Annotated in this window: 16 protein-coding genes; 9 read left to right on the top strand and 7 right to left on the bottom strand. The window is 73.5% G+C overall.

Annotated elements, in window-relative coordinates; genetic code table 11:
* Positions 1–248: 248 nt before the first annotated feature.
* Positions 249–1,592, bottom strand: a complete 1,344-nt coding sequence (locus tag ABZS42_RS13030; protein ID WP_355144721.1) for a ribonuclease D — start codon at positions 1,590–1,592, stop codon at positions 249–251.
* Positions 1,593–2,087: 495 nt separating this feature from the next.
* Between ABZS42_RS13030 and ABZS42_RS13025 the strand changes: the two genes are divergently transcribed.
* Complete coding sequence (locus tag ABZS42_RS13025) at positions 2,088–3,140, top strand: trypsin-like peptidase domain-containing protein (protein ID WP_355144755.1); 1,053 nt, start codon at positions 2,088–2,090, stop codon at positions 3,138–3,140.
* Between the two features lie 171 nt (positions 3,141–3,311).
* The gene (locus ABZS42_RS13020) at positions 3,312–4,142 is read left to right on the top strand and encodes a hypothetical protein (protein WP_355144719.1); all 831 of its coding nucleotides are present in this window, start codon (positions 3,312–3,314) and stop codon (positions 4,140–4,142) included.
* A 16-nt stretch (positions 4,143–4,158) separates the two neighbouring features.
* Here ABZS42_RS13020 and ABZS42_RS13015 read toward each other — a convergent pair whose 3' ends face one another.
* The gene (locus ABZS42_RS13015) at positions 4,159–4,731 is read right to left on the bottom strand and encodes a DUF3000 domain-containing protein (protein WP_355144717.1); all 573 of its coding nucleotides are present in this window, start codon (positions 4,729–4,731) and stop codon (positions 4,159–4,161) included.
* Positions 4,732–4,882: 151 nt separating this feature from the next.
* On the opposite strand from ABZS42_RS13015, the gene hemE reads away from it, so the two are divergent.
* From hemE to hemQ, 3 genes are read left to right on the top strand one after another with little or no spacing between them, the layout of a single operon-like run.
* A complete protein-coding gene (hemE, locus tag ABZS42_RS13010) occupies positions 4,883–5,980 on the top strand; it encodes a uroporphyrinogen decarboxylase (RefSeq protein WP_355144715.1) in 1,098 nt (365 codons plus the stop codon).
* Positions 5,981–5,985: 5 nt separating this feature from the next.
* Positions 5,986–7,395, top strand: a complete 1,410-nt coding sequence (gene hemG, locus ABZS42_RS13005) for a protoporphyrinogen oxidase (RefSeq protein WP_355144713.1) — start codon at positions 5,986–5,988, stop codon at positions 7,393–7,395.
* Positions 7,392–8,093: a hydrogen peroxide-dependent heme synthase gene (hemQ, locus tag ABZS42_RS13000; RefSeq protein WP_355144711.1), complete on the top strand. Its 702-nt coding sequence runs from the start codon at positions 7,392–7,394 to the stop codon at positions 8,091–8,093. Before hemG ends, hemQ begins: the two co-directional genes overlap by 4 nt.
* Before the next feature lie 128 nt (positions 8,094–8,221).
* Here the strand turns inward: hemQ and ABZS42_RS12995 are convergent, their stop codons facing one another.
* The 4 genes from ABZS42_RS12995 to ABZS42_RS12980 form a co-directional block, all read right to left on the bottom strand.
* Positions 8,222–8,719 carry a GNAT family N-acetyltransferase gene (locus tag ABZS42_RS12995; protein WP_355144709.1) on the bottom strand — a complete coding sequence of 166 codons (498 nt, stop codon included), beginning with the start codon at positions 8,717–8,719 and terminating at the stop codon, positions 8,222–8,224.
* A 28-nt stretch (positions 8,720–8,747) separates the two neighbouring features.
* On the bottom strand, positions 8,748–9,212 hold the full coding sequence (locus ABZS42_RS12990) for a GNAT family N-acetyltransferase (RefSeq protein ID WP_355144707.1): 465 nt from the start codon (positions 9,210–9,212) through the stop codon (positions 8,748–8,750).
* The gene (locus tag ABZS42_RS12985) at positions 9,164–10,168 is read right to left on the bottom strand and encodes an EamA family transporter (protein ID WP_355144705.1); all 1,005 of its coding nucleotides are present in this window, start codon (positions 10,166–10,168) and stop codon (positions 9,164–9,166) included. Before ABZS42_RS12985 ends, ABZS42_RS12990 begins: the two co-directional genes overlap by 49 nt.
* A 174-nt stretch (positions 10,169–10,342) precedes the next feature.
* Complete coding sequence (locus ABZS42_RS12980; RefSeq protein ID WP_355144703.1) at positions 10,343–10,603, bottom strand: Prokaryotic metallothionein; 261 nt, start codon at positions 10,601–10,603, stop codon at positions 10,343–10,345.
* A gap of 158 nt (positions 10,604–10,761) precedes the next feature.
* On the opposite strand from ABZS42_RS12980, the gene ABZS42_RS12975 reads away from it, so the two are divergent.
* From ABZS42_RS12975 to ABZS42_RS12965, 3 genes are all read left to right on the top strand, one after another.
* A complete protein-coding gene (locus tag ABZS42_RS12975) occupies positions 10,762–11,037 on the top strand; it encodes an isoamylase early set domain-containing protein (RefSeq protein WP_355144701.1) in 276 nt (91 codons plus the stop codon).
* A gap of 99 nt (positions 11,038–11,136) precedes the next feature.
* On the top strand, positions 11,137–11,871 hold the full coding sequence (locus ABZS42_RS12970) for a lytic polysaccharide monooxygenase (RefSeq protein WP_355144699.1): 735 nt from the start codon (positions 11,137–11,139) through the stop codon (positions 11,869–11,871).
* A 73-nt stretch (positions 11,872–11,944) separates the two neighbouring features.
* Positions 11,945–12,529 carry a DUF305 domain-containing protein gene (locus ABZS42_RS12965; RefSeq protein ID WP_355144697.1) on the top strand — a complete coding sequence of 195 codons (585 nt, stop codon included), beginning with the start codon at positions 11,945–11,947 and terminating at the stop codon, positions 12,527–12,529.
* Positions 12,530–12,562: 33 nt separating this feature from the next.
* Here ABZS42_RS12965 and msrB read toward each other — a convergent pair whose 3' ends face one another.
* Complete coding sequence (gene msrB / locus ABZS42_RS12960; RefSeq protein ID WP_355144695.1) at positions 12,563–12,967, bottom strand: peptide-methionine (R)-S-oxide reductase MsrB; 405 nt, start codon at positions 12,965–12,967, stop codon at positions 12,563–12,565.
* A gap of 47 nt (positions 12,968–13,014) precedes the next feature.
* On the opposite strand from msrB, the gene ligD reads away from it, so the two are divergent.
* A complete protein-coding gene (gene ligD, locus ABZS42_RS12955) occupies positions 13,015–14,043 on the top strand; it encodes a non-homologous end-joining DNA ligase (RefSeq protein WP_355144693.1) in 1,029 nt (342 codons plus the stop codon).
* The last annotated feature ends 4 nt before the right edge of the window (positions 14,044–14,047 follow it).

The following is a 14,047-nucleotide window of genomic DNA, read 5'->3' as shown; positions in this document are numbered from 1 at the left end:
TGAGCCTCCTTTTCGACCATGACTCGGCCTCCGCGCCGACAGGTGGCAGCACGGACCGAACAGGTCGCCGGCACGGGCGTGGTTCCTCGGATGCTACTTGTCAGTAACCGACCCTGGCACCGCGCCCCGTGTGGCACACCCCACACCGTCCGCCCGAGCGGTTCCGCCCGGCCCCGGAGCCGGCCACCTCTCGTCGATCGTGGGGTTGGCGGCGAGTTCGATCTACAGAACCACCGCCAACCCCACGATCACTCGGTCACCGTGGTCGTGCTGGGAGGTGGACCGGTGAGGGCGGCCGTGAGGTCGACGGCGAGCAGGTCGATCTGCCACTCGCGCGCGCCGAAACCGCGCAGCGTCTCGCCGACCGTCGTCTCGGTGACCTCCTCCGGCGGCACCCAGGCCAGCCGGCGTATGGAGTCCGGGGCGATCAGGTTCTCGGCGGGCAGCCGATGCTCCCCGGAGATCCGCAGCACCACCTCCCGGCACCGGGCCAGCCGCGCCGCGGCCACCGGATCCCGCTCGGCCCACCGGTGCGGTGGCGGCGGGCCCTCGACCACCGGGGCGACCGGGAGGGCGTCCTCGGGCAGCTGCCGCGCGTCCTGCAGCGCGGCCAGCCAGGTACGGGCCAGCCGACGTACCGACCGGCCGCCGAAGCCGGGCAGCGTGAGCAGGCCCTTCTCGTCCTTCGGGTCCAGCTCCGCGGCCGCGATGATCGCCGAGTCCGGCAGTACGCGACCCGGCGCGGCGTCCCGACGTGCGGCGATCTGGTCCCTCGCGTACCACATCGACCGGACCCGGGCCTGAGCCCGCGCCCCCCGCACCCGATGGATGCCGGAGGTACGCCGCCAGGGCTCGGCGCGGACCCGCGGCGGCCGGGCGCCGGTACGGACCAGCGCCGCGAACTCCTCCGCCGCCCACTCCGACTTGCCCTGCCGGGTCAGCTCCGCGTCGAGCGCGTCCCGCAGGTCGACGAGAAGCTCCACGTCGAGCGCAGCGTAGGTCAGCCACGACTCGGGCAGCGGCCGGTTCGACCAGTCGGCGGCCGAGTGGTGCTTCTCGAGGCTGAACCCCAGCAGTTGTTCGGTCAGCGCGGCCAGGCCGACCCGCTCGAAGCCCGCCAGCCGAGCGGCCAGTTCCGTGTCGAACAGCCGGCGCGGCCGGAGCCCCACCTCGGCGAGGCAGGGCAGATCCTGGCTGGCCGCGTGGAGCACCCACTCCGCCTCGCCGATCACCTCGTCGAGCGTGGTCAGGTCGGACAGGGGGAGCGGGTCGATCAGGGCGGTGCCGGCGCCGGCGCGGCGCAGCTGCACGAGATACGCCCGCTGGCTGTAGCGGTAGCCCGAGGCGCGTTCGGCGTCCAGGGCGACCGGGCCGCTGCCTGCGGCGAAACGGGCGACGACCTCGGCGAGTTCCTCCGGGGTGGCCACCGGTTGCGGGGTGCCCTCACGGGGCGCGGTCAGCAGTTCGGGGCCACCGGCCGTCGGGTCGTTGCCCGCGTCCGCCGGTTCCGGCTGAACTGACGGCGGGTGGTGCGGTGCGTCGCCCGGACGGCTTTCGGCGGCCCGACGGCGCAGGGGTGGTTCGTCGGTCACCTGACAACCCTAGTGCGCCCGGCGGACCGGCGGGTGCAGCCGGTCGGCGTGTGCGCCCGCCGGATGCCGCAGACGGTGATCTGAGTACGGACAACGGGGGAGACAAACCCCGACCGCGCCGGTACGGTCCATCGAGCCGCCCGCCGGGTCGTTGGACCGTACCGGCGCGGGTGGCGGCAAGGCTTCAACGGGGAGGGCGTGGCGATCATGACGGATGGCTACGGTTCGGTTGGTCACGGTGCCGGTGGGCACGGTCCGGCGGAGGGAGAGCCGGTGGGGCACGGCGTCGACGAGTCGGCGGAGCGCCCCACGACGAGTCGTCCCGGACCGTTGCCGCCCAGGATCGAGCCCACGTACGGTCCGGCGCCCGCCTGGCCCGCGCCCGGCGCTCCAGCGCCGTTCCAGTCCGGCCCGCCCGTTCCGGCGCAGGCCGCTGGTCCCTTCCAGTCCGGCCCGCCCGTTCCGCCGCAGGCTGCCAACCCGTTCCAGCCCAGCCTGCCCGTTCAGCCGCAGGCCGCCGCTCCGTTCCCGCCGGGCGCGGCCGGACCGGTGCAGCCGGGCGGCCCCGTTCCGACTCAACCCGGCGCGCCGACGCTGGGCCTGTCCGCCGATCCCGCCGCGCCGGCGCCCTACGGACCGGCCGGAGCGCCGCCGTCCGGGGCCTCCGGGCCGTACTTCCCGGCCGGGCCGCTGCCCCCCGGCGGACCGGCCTGGCCCGCCGGCGCCGGAGCGCACCCGGGTCAGCCGGCGGTGCCGCCGAGCGGAGCGCACCGTCGGCGCTGGACCAGCCTCGTCGCGGCGCTGGTCGTGCTGCTGCTGGCCGGGCTGGCGGGCTTCCAGGCGTACCAGATCGACCGGCTCACCGACCGGCTCGCGGACACCGACCGGCGGTTGGCCGAGGCCCAGGGCGACGACCGCGCCCGCCTCGACGGCCTGGAGAAGCGGGCCGGGGCGCTGGAGCAGCAGGCCGGGGCCACGTTCAATTCGGAGGCGGTCGCCGGTGCCGTGCTGCCCAGCGTGTTCCGGGTCCGCGCCGGGCAGTTCACCGGTACGGCGTTCGCCATCGGCAAGCCGGCCGCCGGTGGCGGCACGAACCTGTTCACCAACTTCCACGTGGTGGAGGCGGTCTGGGAGGCCGGCGACCGGGAGGTCTTCCTGGAACGCACCGACCAGCGTTTCCCGGCCACGATCGTGAAGGTCGACAAGACCAACGACATCGCCCACCTGCGCACCACCGGTCGGTTCACCGGCCTGACGGCCGCGCCGGACGCCGTGAAGTCCGGCCAGCAGATCGTCGTGGTCGGCGCGCCGCTCGGGCTGGAGGACAGCGTCACCACCGGTGTGGTGAGCGCGTTCCGCGACGCACAGGACGGCTCCGGGCCGGTCATCCAGTTCGATGCGCCGATCAATCCCGGAAACTCGGGCGGCCCGGTCGTGAACGGCAGCAAGCAGGTCGTCGGGATCGCCACCGCCAAGGCCCGCGACGCCGAGGGCATCGGCCTCGCCGTGCCGATCAAGATCGCCTGCGACGGCTTCAAGATCTGCTGACCGCCGCGCCGTGCCGACCGGGCGGCGACCACCGCCGTGCCCGGGCTGCGCCGAGCCCTGTCCCGCCTCGGCCACCCCTGCCGACAACCGGCCGGGTCCTGTTGACCGGCCGTCGTACCACTGGAGGTCCGGTGGCATCCGTCACGCCGGATCGGCTCACTTGGAGGAGAGATGACCCAACCACCGACCGGGCCGCAGGGCTACCCCCCGCCGGACCCGGCGCAGCCCCCGGCCGTGCCCGGTCAACCGCCGTACGACGGCAACCCCCAGTTCCCGCAGCAGCCCGCGCCCCACGGCGCCGGGCAGCCGACCCAGCCCATGCCGCCGGTCCAGCCCACGGCGCCGACCCAACCCATCCCGGCCCAGGCCGCTCCGACGCAGCCCTTCTCCGCTCCGCCCGCCCCGGGCGGGTACGTCTCGCCCGCCGGCGTACCGCCGTACGCTGGTCAGGTCTCCGCGCCGCCGGTCTCCGGCCCCGGAGTCGGCCAGCCGATGTCGGTGCCGCCGGCCGCCGGTCCCTACTACGGCGCGCCGATGTCCGCGCCGCCCGGTTCGATGCCGCCGTACGGGCAGCCCGCGCCGGCAGCCCGCAAGGGGCGGGCGGTCCTGGTTCTGGCCCTGGTGGCCGGCCTGCTCTTCGTCCTCGGCGGCGTGATGACCGGCCTCTACGTCACCAAGAACAACGAACTGGACCGGACCGAGCGGCGCCTCTCCGCCCAGGTCAGCGAGCGCGACGGCACGATCGCCACGAACGCCCAGGAGATCCAGAAGCTCAAGACCGACCTGCAGGGCGTGCAGGACAAGCTGGCCGACACCGAGCAGGACCTCACCGGTACCCGTAACGACCGTGACGAGCAGGCCCGGCAGAAGAAGGTCATCGCCAGCTGCCTGGACAAGCTGACGACCGCGCTGGCTGCGGCTGCGGCCAACGACAAGGGCGCGTACGACAAGGCCATGAGCGGCCTCGACAAGGTCTGCGACGAGGCCGAGAACTACCTCTGACGCCGCCCGTACGGGGTCAGGCCGCGCCGGCGGGGCGACGCCCCGGCAGCGCGGTCACCCCGGGTGGTGGCAGCCCGGCCGTCGAGGCCAGCAGCGCGCACCAGGCCAGCACGTGCGGGGTGAGGTCGTCGTCGACCGGCGTCCACGAGGCGCGGATCTCGATGTCGCCGACGGCGGGCGGCCCGGCCAACTCGCCGAAGCGTGTCGACATGGTCTGCGTGATCGTCCCGCCGATGGCGCGGTGTGCGGCGTCCTGGGCGTCGAGCGCGTCGGTGAGCCACGTCCAGCCGACCCCCGGCAGCAGCGGGTCGGCGGCCAGGTCGACCTCCAGCTCGGCGGTCACGTACGTGACCAGTCGCAGGGTGCCCTGCCACGCCTCGTGCCCGGCCGGATCGTGGAGCAGGATCAGCCGCCCGGTGGCCACCTCGTCCTCGTCGCGCAGCACGCCGGCGGCGAGCGCGAAGGCGTACGGGGCGAGCCGCTTCGGTGCGCCGACCTCCTCCAGCACGATCTCGGGACGGGGTGTCGCGGATCGCAGCCCGGCGACCGCGCGGGCGAAGGTCTCCGGGGGCGCGATCGGGGGGGCCATGTCGGCAGCCTATGCCGCCGCGCCCCCGCCCGCCGCGACGGCGCGCCGACACGGGGGCGGCGTACGGCGGCGGAACCGCGCGGCCGGGAACGGGTCACAAAGTGGGGGCGGGCCCGACGGGGGTGTCGTGGCGCGTGGCACGATTGCCGCGATGAGCACGGACAGCACGGGCATCGCGACCCGAGACGGAGACACCGCCCCCACCGGACCGGGCGACTCGCCCTTCGTCCGGGCCTGCCGCCGCCAGGCCGGGCCGCACACCCCCGTCTGGTTCATGCGCCAGGCCGGCCGCTCCCTGCCGGAGTACCGGGAGATCCGCGCGAACGTGGGGATGCTGGAGTCCTGCCGACGCCCCGACCTCGTCACCGAGATCACCCTCCAGCCGGTACGCCGGCACGGTGTGGACGCGGCGATCCTGTTCAGCGACATCGTGGTGCCGGTCGCCGCGGCCGGGGTCGAGCTCGACATCGTGCCGGGCACCGGGCCGGTCGTGGCCGAGCCGGTACGCGCCGCCGCCGACGTCGAACGGATCCGTCCGATCGGCCGCGACGACGTCCCGTACGTGGACGAGGCGGTCCGGATGCTCGTCGCCGAACTGGGCGACACCCCGCTGATCGGCTTCGCCGGCGCGCCGTTCACCCTGGCCAGCTACCTGGTCGAGGGCGGGCCGTCGCGCACGCACGCGAAGACCAAGGCGCTGATGTACGGCGATCCGCAGCTGTGGCACGCGCTCTGCAGCCGGCTGGCCGAGATCACGCTGGCGTTCCTGCGGGTCCAGGTGGCGGCCGGGGTCTCCGCGGTGCAGCTCTTCGACTCCTGGGCGGGCGCGCTCTCCGAGGCGGACTACCGCCGGTACGTGCTGCCACACTCGACGACGGTGCTCGCCGGGCTCGCCGACGCGGGCGTGCCGCGGATCCACTTCGGGGTGGGCACCGGCGAACTGCTCGCCGCGATGGGCGAGGCCGGCGCCGACGTGGTGGGCGTCGACTGGCGTACGCCGCTGGACGTGGCGACCGTCCGGATCGGGCCGGAGCGCGCAGTGCAGGGCAATCTCGACCCGGCGGTGCTGTTCGCCCCGTGGCCGGTCGTCGAGGCCGAGGTGCGTCGCGTGCTGGCGCAGGGCCGGACCGCGCCGGGGCACGTGTTCAACCTCGGTCACGGCGTCCTGCCGGAGACCGACCCGGACGTGCTGACGCGAGTGGTCGCGCTGGTGCACGAGCTCACCGCCGGCCTGGTCGAGCGGGGCTGAGCGGCATGCGACGTCCGGCGCGAGTGGCGGTGGTCGGTGGCGGGATCGCCGGGCTGGCCGCCGCCGTCCGGTTGCGCGACAACGCCCCCGAGGGCACCGAGATCACGGTGTACGAACAGTCCGGCACGCTCGGCGGCAAGCTGCGTACCGGCGAGCTGGCCGGCCAGCCGGTGGAGTTCGGCGCCGAGTCCTTCCTGATGCGCGACCCGGCCGGTGGGGAGTCCGCCGCGGTCGCGCTGGTCCGCCGGCTCGGGTTGACCGAGCGGATCGTCCACCCCACGGTCGGGCAGGCCGCGCTCGTCGTCGACGGGGGGCTGCGCCCGGTCCCGGGCGGCACGCTGGTCGGCGTACCCGGCGACCTGGACAAGGTGGCGGCGGTGGCCAAGCCGGACGCGGCGGGCGACCGCGACGAGGGCCGCCCGCTGCTCGGCTCCGACGAGGATGTGAGCGTCGGCTCGCTGGTCCGCAAGCGCTACGGCGACGAGGTGGTCGACCGACTGGTCGACCCGATGCTCGGCGGGGTGTACGCCGGCCGCGCCGACGACCTGTCGCTGGTGACCACGATGCCGGCGCTGGCCCGGGCCGCCCAGGTCGAGCACACCCTGGTCGGAGCGGTCCGTGCCGCGCAGGCCGCCGCGCCGCGCGCACCGGGCGTCCCGGTCTTCGGCAGCCTGGTCGGCGGGCTCGGCACCCTGGTGGCCGCGGCGGTGCGCGAGAGTGGCGCGACGATCCGCCAGGACGCGACCGTCCGCGAACTGCATCCGACGCCGTCCGGCTGGCGGCTGACCGTCGGCCCGACCCGTGACCCGGAACACGTCGAGGTCGACGCCGTGGTGCTCGCCGTGCCGGCACGTGCGGCGGCGAGGCTGCTCGCCGGGCCGGCGACCGAGCTGGCGGGCGTCGTCGGGCAGCTGGACTACGCCAGCGTCGCGCTGGTCACCCTGGCCCTGCCGCAGCCGCGGCTGCCGGAGCTCTCCGGGCTCCTGGTGCCGGGCACCGAAGGGCTGCTGATCAAAGCGTCCACCTTCTTCACCACCAAGTGGGGGCATCTGCGCCGCCCGGACGGGCTGGCCCTCGTGCGTGCCTCGGTGGGCCGGTACGGCGAGGAGGCGCAGCTCCAGCGCCCGGACGAGGACCTGGCCGCGACCGTGCACCGGGAGTTGTCCGCGGTGCTCGGCACGCCGCTGCCCGCGCCGGTCGACGGGCACGTGCAGCGTTGGGGCGGCGCGCTGCCGCAGTACGCACCGGGACACACCGACCGGGTGGCCACGGTGCGCGCCGCGCTGCGCGCCGACCATCCCACCCTGGCCCTGGCCGGGGCCGGCTACGACGGGGTCGGGATCCCGGTCTGCGTCCGCTCCGGCGAGACGGCGGCCGACGAGATCATCAGTGCATTGGGAGGATCGGGGACATGACCGAGCAGACGAACGCGGCCCGGCTGCGGGAGCTGAACGAGACCATCCGCTACACCATGTGGTCGGTGTTCCGGGCCAGCAGCCCGCTGCCGTCCCTGCGCGACAACGTCACCGCCGAGGTCGAGGCGCTCTTCGAGGAGCTGGCCGGCAAGGACGTGACGATCCGTGGCACGTACGACGTGTCCGGCCTGCGCGCCGACGCGGACCTGCTGATCTGGTGGCACTCCGCGTCCAGCGACGCGCTGCAGGACGCGTACCTGCGCTTCCGCCGTACGACCCTGGGCCGGAGCATGACCCCGGTCTGGTCGCAGATGGCCCTGCACCGGCCGGCCGAGTTCAACAAGAGCCACATCCCGGCGTTCCTCGCCGGCGAGGAGGCCCGCGCCTACCTGTGCGTCTACCCGTTCGTCCGCTCGTACGAGTGGTACCTGCTGCCGGACGCGGAGCGGCGGGAGATGCTCGCCGAGCACGGCCGGCTGGCCCGCGGCTACCCGGACGTGCGCGCCAACACGGTCGCCTCGTTCGCCCTCGGCGACTACGAGTGGATGCTCGCCTTCGAGGCCGACGAGCTGCACCGGATCGTGGACCTGATGCGCGACCTGCGCGCCTCCGCCGCACGTCGGCACGTGCGCGAGGAAGTGCCGTTCTACACCGGTCGCCGCCGGTCGATCGCCGAGATCGTCAACTGCCTGGTCTGAGCCGACGCGCTTTTGGGGCAGGTCGACAGCGTCCGGATGGGGTGACCCGGAGAGGGCACCCGGCCCCGAAGCCCGCTGACCCGCGACCCGCGCAGGTCGAGGGCCGTGCAGGTCGCGGCGCGCGCGGGTCACGATCCGCGCAGGTCCCGGGCCATCACCTGTTCCCGCCGCACGCCGTCGGGCATGAGGTCGCCCAACTGACCGGTGGGCACGAAGCCGTGGCGCCGGTACAGCCTGGCGGCCCGCTCGTTGCCCGCCATCACCGTCAGCCGCAGCCGGTCGTTGCCGGTCTGTCGTGCCCACCGGGCCACGGCGTCCACCAGTGCGTCCGCGACGCCGTGGCCGCGGGCCTGCGGGCGCACCCACATCGAGATGAGTTCCGCGACTCCGGTGGTGGCTGTGGGGACGCCGCTGGCCTGGCCGACCGGTCGTCCGCCGAGCTCGGCGACGAGATTGTGGGAACCGGGGATCTCCAGGCGGGACCGCCAGCGCTCCTCGCGGTCGCCGTCGCCCTGCCAGTCGCGGAGCCGGGAGCCGAACGCGTACGGGGCCTCGGCCAGCGCGGCGAGGCGGACCTCGCGCCAGAGCTTCCAGTCGTCGGGGGTGAGCAGCCTGATGTCGATCATGGTAGGCATGCTCGTGCCGGTTCGCCTTTTACGCCACCTGTTTCCCATCCGTGGCGCGGCGCATCGGGGTGTGCGGGATGCCGTCCTCGACGTACTCGGGGCCGCTGACCGTGAAGCCGTACCGGGCGTAGAAGCCGACGAGGTGCGACTGTGCCTCCAGCACGCAGGGCCGGTCGCCCACCAGGGCCAGTGCCTCGGTCATCAGCCGGCCGGCGTACCCGCCGCCGCGGGCGTGCGTGGCCACCACCACCCGGCCGATCCGGGCCACGCCACCCGGGTCGGCGAGGATGCGCAGGTACGCGAGCGGAGTGCCGCCGTCGGTGAGCCAGAGATGCCGCGTGCCCGGCTCGACGTCGCGGCCGTCGAGTTCCGGATACGGGCAGTTCTGCTCCACCACGAACACGTCGATCCGCAGTTTGAGCAGGTCGTGGAACGTGCGGGTGGTCAGGTCCGGGAACGCGGCGGTGCGGACCTCGATCGTCTGCGGAGGCATCCTGCGATCGTAGGTCCACCGGCTACCGGAGCCAGGTACGTGGCGGCCACCGCAGTGAGAAGCAGCACCCCGCCGGTGAGCACGGGGAGCGGCAGGGGCTCGCCGAGGAGCACGACGGCGAGCGCCGCGGCGGTCAGCGGTTCCACGAGGGTGAGCACCGCGGCGACGCTGCCCTCGACGGTTCGCAGCCCGGCGTTGAACAGCACGTACGCCAGCGCGGTGGTGACCAACCCGAGGTGCAGCAGCAGCGCCACGACGTCCGGGCGGGCCGGCACGGTCAGCCCTGCGGACAGGGCGAACGGGGCGAGGGTCAGCGCGCCGATCACGGTGGAGATGGTGGTGAGCGTCATCGGTGGGGTCGTTCGGGAGACGTGCCGGCTCACGAGGGTCGTCGCGGCGTACCCGAGGCCGGACCCGGCCGCCGCGAGCAGCCCCAGCAGCGGTCGGGGCGCCGCCGAGGTGGGTTCGGCCGAAGCCCCGGTGACCAGCGCGAGTCCGGCGACCGCGGCCGCGAGTGTGGCCAGCCGGAACGGGCCGGGCAGCCGGCGGGCCCGTAGCGACTCCCAGGCCACGGCGAGCACCGGGGCCAGACCGATGCTGACCAGCGTGGCCACGCCGACTCCGGCGAACGCGACCGCCGCGAAGTACAGCGCCTGGTAGATGCCGAGCCCGACCCCGGTCGCCAGCAGCGGCAGCGGCGCGGCGCGCAGGGCGGCCAGCGTCGGCCGCAGTCGTGGGGCGGCGACCGCCGACAGGACGAGCGCGGCGATCGCGAGGCGGTGGAAGCCGATGCTGACCGGGTTCAGACCGGTGGTCTCGTGCACGACGTGCACGACGATCCCGGTGGTGCCCCACAGCACCCCGGCGACGGTGATCTGGATCAGTCCGGTGCGGACGGGCGAGGCAGGCGTGACCGGCGCCGGTCGGGAGGCCGGCGCGGTGCGGGAAGCGGGCATGTGTGCGCTCCGAAAGGGTGAGCCGCTGACGGGGGACGACGTCGGCGGAGCGCACAGCGATATGGCCGATCCGGGTCAATCGGTCGGCGTGGGGCGGCGCGCTCCGGTCAGGAGCGCGGGGGAGGCAGGACGCCCAGGAAAGGCCGCATCGCTAGACCGTACCGTGGGCGCGCGTCAGGCGGGACGTACGCCGACCGCGTCGCGGATCTCGGCGCCCTGCGCGCCCTCGACCGCCCGGGCGCAGTGCCCACTGCAGAAGAATCGGCCGTTGACCTCGACCCCGTGGCCGATGATCTTGATCTGGCAGTGCTCGCAGATCGGCGCCAGCCGGTGGATCGCGCACTCGAAGCTGTCGAAGGTGTGCGTGTCACCGCTGACCGTACGCACCTCGAACGCCATCCAGTAGTCGTTGCCGCAGACCTCGCAGGTCGCCATGGAAACCTCCCGTATCAGGACAGTTGCCTTCAGAGTGCGCCAAGGTGGTGGCGGGGGCAGGAGGAATGCCGCTTTCAGCGTCGCCGTCGGCGGCGTGTCGGCTCCCGCGTGTCGCCCGTTGTGCCTGGTAGACCGCCCTGAGCCCCTGGAGGTACCTCGTGATCAAGCGCAGCAGGCTCTTCGGCAACCAGACCCGGGTCACCTTCTGCCTGCCCCGGGACGCACCGCCCGGAGCGGTGAGCGTGGTCGGCAGTTTCAACGACTGGGAGCCGGGTCGGCACGAGCTCGTCCCACGGCGCGACGGCACCCGGACGGTGACCGTGCGGTTGCGCCCGGGGGAGTACCGGTTCCGCTATCTGGCCACCGGCGGGGTCTGGCTCGACGACGACACGGCCGACCGGGTGGACGAGCGGGGCTGCACCCTGGTGATCTGAGACCTCGGCAAACCTTCCCAATGCATCGATGAGAGTCTTTACAGTTAACAAAGTTTAATTTATGTTGATGGCATCTTCATCACCCCGCGGAGGTGCCACATGCGTCGAAGGATCACCCTCCCGGTCGTGGCGGCGGGCGCCGTCCTGTCCTCGCTCGCCGTCGCGGCCCCGGCCCAGGCCCACGGCTACGTGTCGTCGCCACCGAGCCGGCAGGCGCTCTGCGCGCAGAACCGGGTCCCGGACTGCGGGCAGATCAAGTACGAGCCGCAGAGCGTCGAGGGCCCGAAGGGGCTGCGCAACTGCCACGCCAACATCGCCCAATTCGCAGTTCTCAACGACGACAGCCGGGGCTGGCCCGCCACCTCGGTCGGCAGCACGGTGACGTTCACCTGGATCAACACCGCCCGGCACGCCACCAGCAACTGGGAGTACTACATCGGCAACACCCGGGTGGCCGTCGTCAACGGCAACGGCCAGCAGCCCGGGGCGACGGTGTCCCACACCGTCAATCTGAGTGGCTTCTCCGGACGGCACAAGCTCCTCGCCATCTGGAACATCGCCGACACCGCCAACGCGTTCTACTCCTGCGTCGACCTCCAGATCGGCGCAGGTGGCGGGCCCGGGCCCACACCGACACCCACCCCGACGCCGACTCCGACGACCCCCGGGCCCACCCCGCCACCCGCGTCGGGCGGCAGTTGGACGGCGGGCCGGGCCTACCAGGTCGACGATCAGGTTACCTACGGCGGATCGACGTACCGCTGCCGGCAGGCACACACCGCCATCGCCGGCTGGGAACCGCCGAAGGTGCCCGCGCTGTGGAGCCAGATCTGACCGCACGGGCACGGCCGGCGTCCCAGCGTCGAGCCGTGCCCGTACCCGTGCCGTCCCGACGTGGGATAGCGACATGACCCGGCTGACCGTGGCGGCGCCGCTCGTCGCCGTGCTGCTGGCCACTGGATGTGCGGCCGGCCCGGCGCCCGATCCGCCCGCGCCGCCGGCGACCGCGGTACCGGAACCCGATCACGCCGCGCCGCGGACGCCGAGCGGGCTCGACCTGATCTTCCTGGGCATGATGGCGGCGCACACCGAGCAGACCCTGGAGATGGTCCGGCTGACCCGGGACCGGATCTCCGATCAGGAACTGCGGACGCTGGTCGCCGCGATCGGCGCGACCGAGACCGACGAACTGGCCACCATGCGCGCCTGGCTGCGAGCGGCCGGTCCGGTGGCGGACCGGCACCGGCACGACCACTCGGGGCACGGCCTGTCCGCCGCCGACCTGGCCCGGCTGCGTGACGCCACCGGCACCGAGGTCGACCGCGTGCTACGCGAGGTGCTCGCCGAACACCAGCGGGCGGCAGCCGACCTGGCCCGCGCGCACCTGACCGCCGGCACCGACGAGCGGGTACGCGACCTCGCCCGGCGTATCGAGCAGTCCCGTACCGCCGAGGTGCGGCTCATCACGGGCCGACCTGCCGGCGTCCGATGAACCGGTGCGTGGCCGACTCACGTCGGCCACCGCTCAGCGGGGTTCGAGACGGATGGAGACCGAGTTGACGCAGTGCCGGGTGTCCTTGTCGGTGAAACCCTCGCCCCGGAACACGTGCCCGAGATGGCTGTCGCAGCGCGCGCAGCGAATCTCCGTACGGACCATCCCGAGGGTGCGGTCCTCGATCTCCTTGACCCGGCCGGGGATGGCGTCGTCGAAGCTGGGCCAGCCGCAGTGCGAATCGAACTTCGTGTCACTGGAGAAGAGTTCGAGCCCGCAGGCCCGGCAGTGGTAGACCCCGAGGGTCTTGGTGTCGACGTACTCGCCGGTGAACGGTCGCTCGGTGCCGGCCTCCCGCAACACCCGGAACTCCTCCGGAGTCAGCCGGACACGCCACTCGTCCTCGGTGCGGGGCAGTTCAATGTCTTCCAGACTCACCCGGCAACCGTACGCCGGATGTCGGAGGCTTCGCATATGGTCGCTTGATGGGTGGCACCACGAAGGCAGCCGTCACCGAGGTCGAGGTCGCCGGTCACACGGTACGGCTGACCAGTCCCGACCGGGTGATCTTCCCGCAACGGGGCTTCACCAAGGCTGACGTCTTCAACTACTACCTGTCCGTGGGCGACGGCATCCTGCGCGCCCTGCGCGACCGCCCCACGACGTTGCAGCGCTTCCCCGAGGGCGTCGAGGGGGAGATGTTCTTCCAGAAGCGGATACCGACCCGGGGCGTGCCACCGTGGGTGGAGACCGCCGAGATCACTTTCCCGAGCGGGCGTACGGCCGCGGAACTCTGCCCGGTCGACCTCGCGCACGTGGCGTGGGCCGCGCAGATGGGCACCGTGGTGTTCCATCCGTGGCCGGTACGGGCCGCCACCGCCGACCACCCGGACGAACTGCGCATCGATCTCGACCCGCAGCCGGGCACCGACTTCGCCGCTGCCGCCCAGGCCGCCGGTGAGTTGCGCGCCGTCCTCGACGAGTTGGGCGTCGCCGGCTGGCCGAAGACCTCCGGTGGCCGGGGTGTACACGTCTACCTGCGTATCCAGCCCCGCTGGACGTTCGTGCAGGTGCGCCGGGCCACCATCGCGCTCGGCCGGGAGCTCGAGCGGCGCCGCCCCGAGCTGGTCACCACCTCCTGGTGGAAAGAGGAGCGTGGCAGCCGGGTCTTCGTCGACTACAACCAGATGGCCCGCGACCGCACCATCGCCTGCGCGTACTCGCTGCGGGCCAACGCCCGGGCCACCGTCTCCACGCCGGTCACCTGGGACGAACTGCCCGACGTCGACCCGGACGACTTCGACCTGGCCACCGTTCCGGCCCGGCTGGCCGAGCAGGGCGACCCGCACGCCGGTGTCGACGACGACCCGTGGGACATCACCCCGCTGCTCGAGTGGGCCGACCGCGACGCCGCGGCGGGCCAGGGTGATCTGCCCTACCCGCCGGACCACCCGAAGATGCCGGGCGAGCCCAAAAGGGTGCAGCCCTCACGCGACCGCGACCGCCCCCGGTGACCGC

The sequence above is a fragment of the Micromonospora sp. NPDC005367 genome, from assembly GCF_040606825.1.
Classification (GTDB): domain Bacteria; phylum Actinomycetota; class Actinomycetes; order Mycobacteriales; family Micromonosporaceae; genus Micromonospora.
Note: the sequence above shows the minus strand (reverse complement) of the source record. Positions and strands in the feature narration are given on the sequence as shown.

Bases quoted from the DNA above. Each gene is read 5' to 3' on its own strand.
- ABZS42_RS12980 (WP_355144703.1), bottom strand. From the start codon at position 10,603: ATGGCGACCTGCGAGGTCTGCGGCAACGACTACTGGATGGCGTTCGAG.
- ABZS42_RS13015 (WP_355144717.1), bottom strand. From the start codon at position 4,731: ATGGCCCCCCCGATCGCGCCCCCGGAGACCTTCGCCCGCGCGGTCGCC.
- ABZS42_RS12995 (WP_355144709.1), bottom strand. From the start codon at position 8,719: ATGATCGACATCAGGCTGCTCACCCCCGACGACTGGAAGCTCTGGCGC.
- ABZS42_RS12965 (WP_355144697.1), top strand. From the start codon at position 11,945: ATGACCCGGCTGACCGTGGCGGCGCCGCTCGTCGCCGTGCTGCTGGCC.
- ABZS42_RS13020 (WP_355144719.1), top strand. From the start codon at position 3,312: ATGACCCAACCACCGACCGGGCCGCAGGGCTACCCCCCGCCGGACCCG.
- ABZS42_RS12970 (WP_355144699.1), top strand. From the start codon at position 11,137: ATGCGTCGAAGGATCACCCTCCCGGTCGTGGCGGCGGGCGCCGTCCTG.
- ligD (WP_355144693.1), top strand. From the start codon at position 13,015: ATGGGTGGCACCACGAAGGCAGCCGTCACCGAGGTCGAGGTCGCCGGT.
- ABZS42_RS12985 (WP_355144705.1), bottom strand. From the start codon at position 10,168: ATGCCCGCTTCCCGCACCGCGCCGGCCTCCCGACCGGCGCCGGTCACG.
- hemE (WP_355144715.1), top strand. From the start codon at position 4,883: ATGAGCACGGACAGCACGGGCATCGCGACCCGAGACGGAGACACCGCC.
- hemG (WP_355144713.1), top strand. From the start codon at position 5,986: ATGCGACGTCCGGCGCGAGTGGCGGTGGTCGGTGGCGGGATCGCCGGG.
- hemQ (WP_355144711.1), top strand. From the start codon at position 7,392: ATGACCGAGCAGACGAACGCGGCCCGGCTGCGGGAGCTGAACGAGACC.
- ABZS42_RS12990 (WP_355144707.1), bottom strand. From the start codon at position 9,212: ATGCCTCCGCAGACGATCGAGGTCCGCACCGCCGCGTTCCCGGACCTG.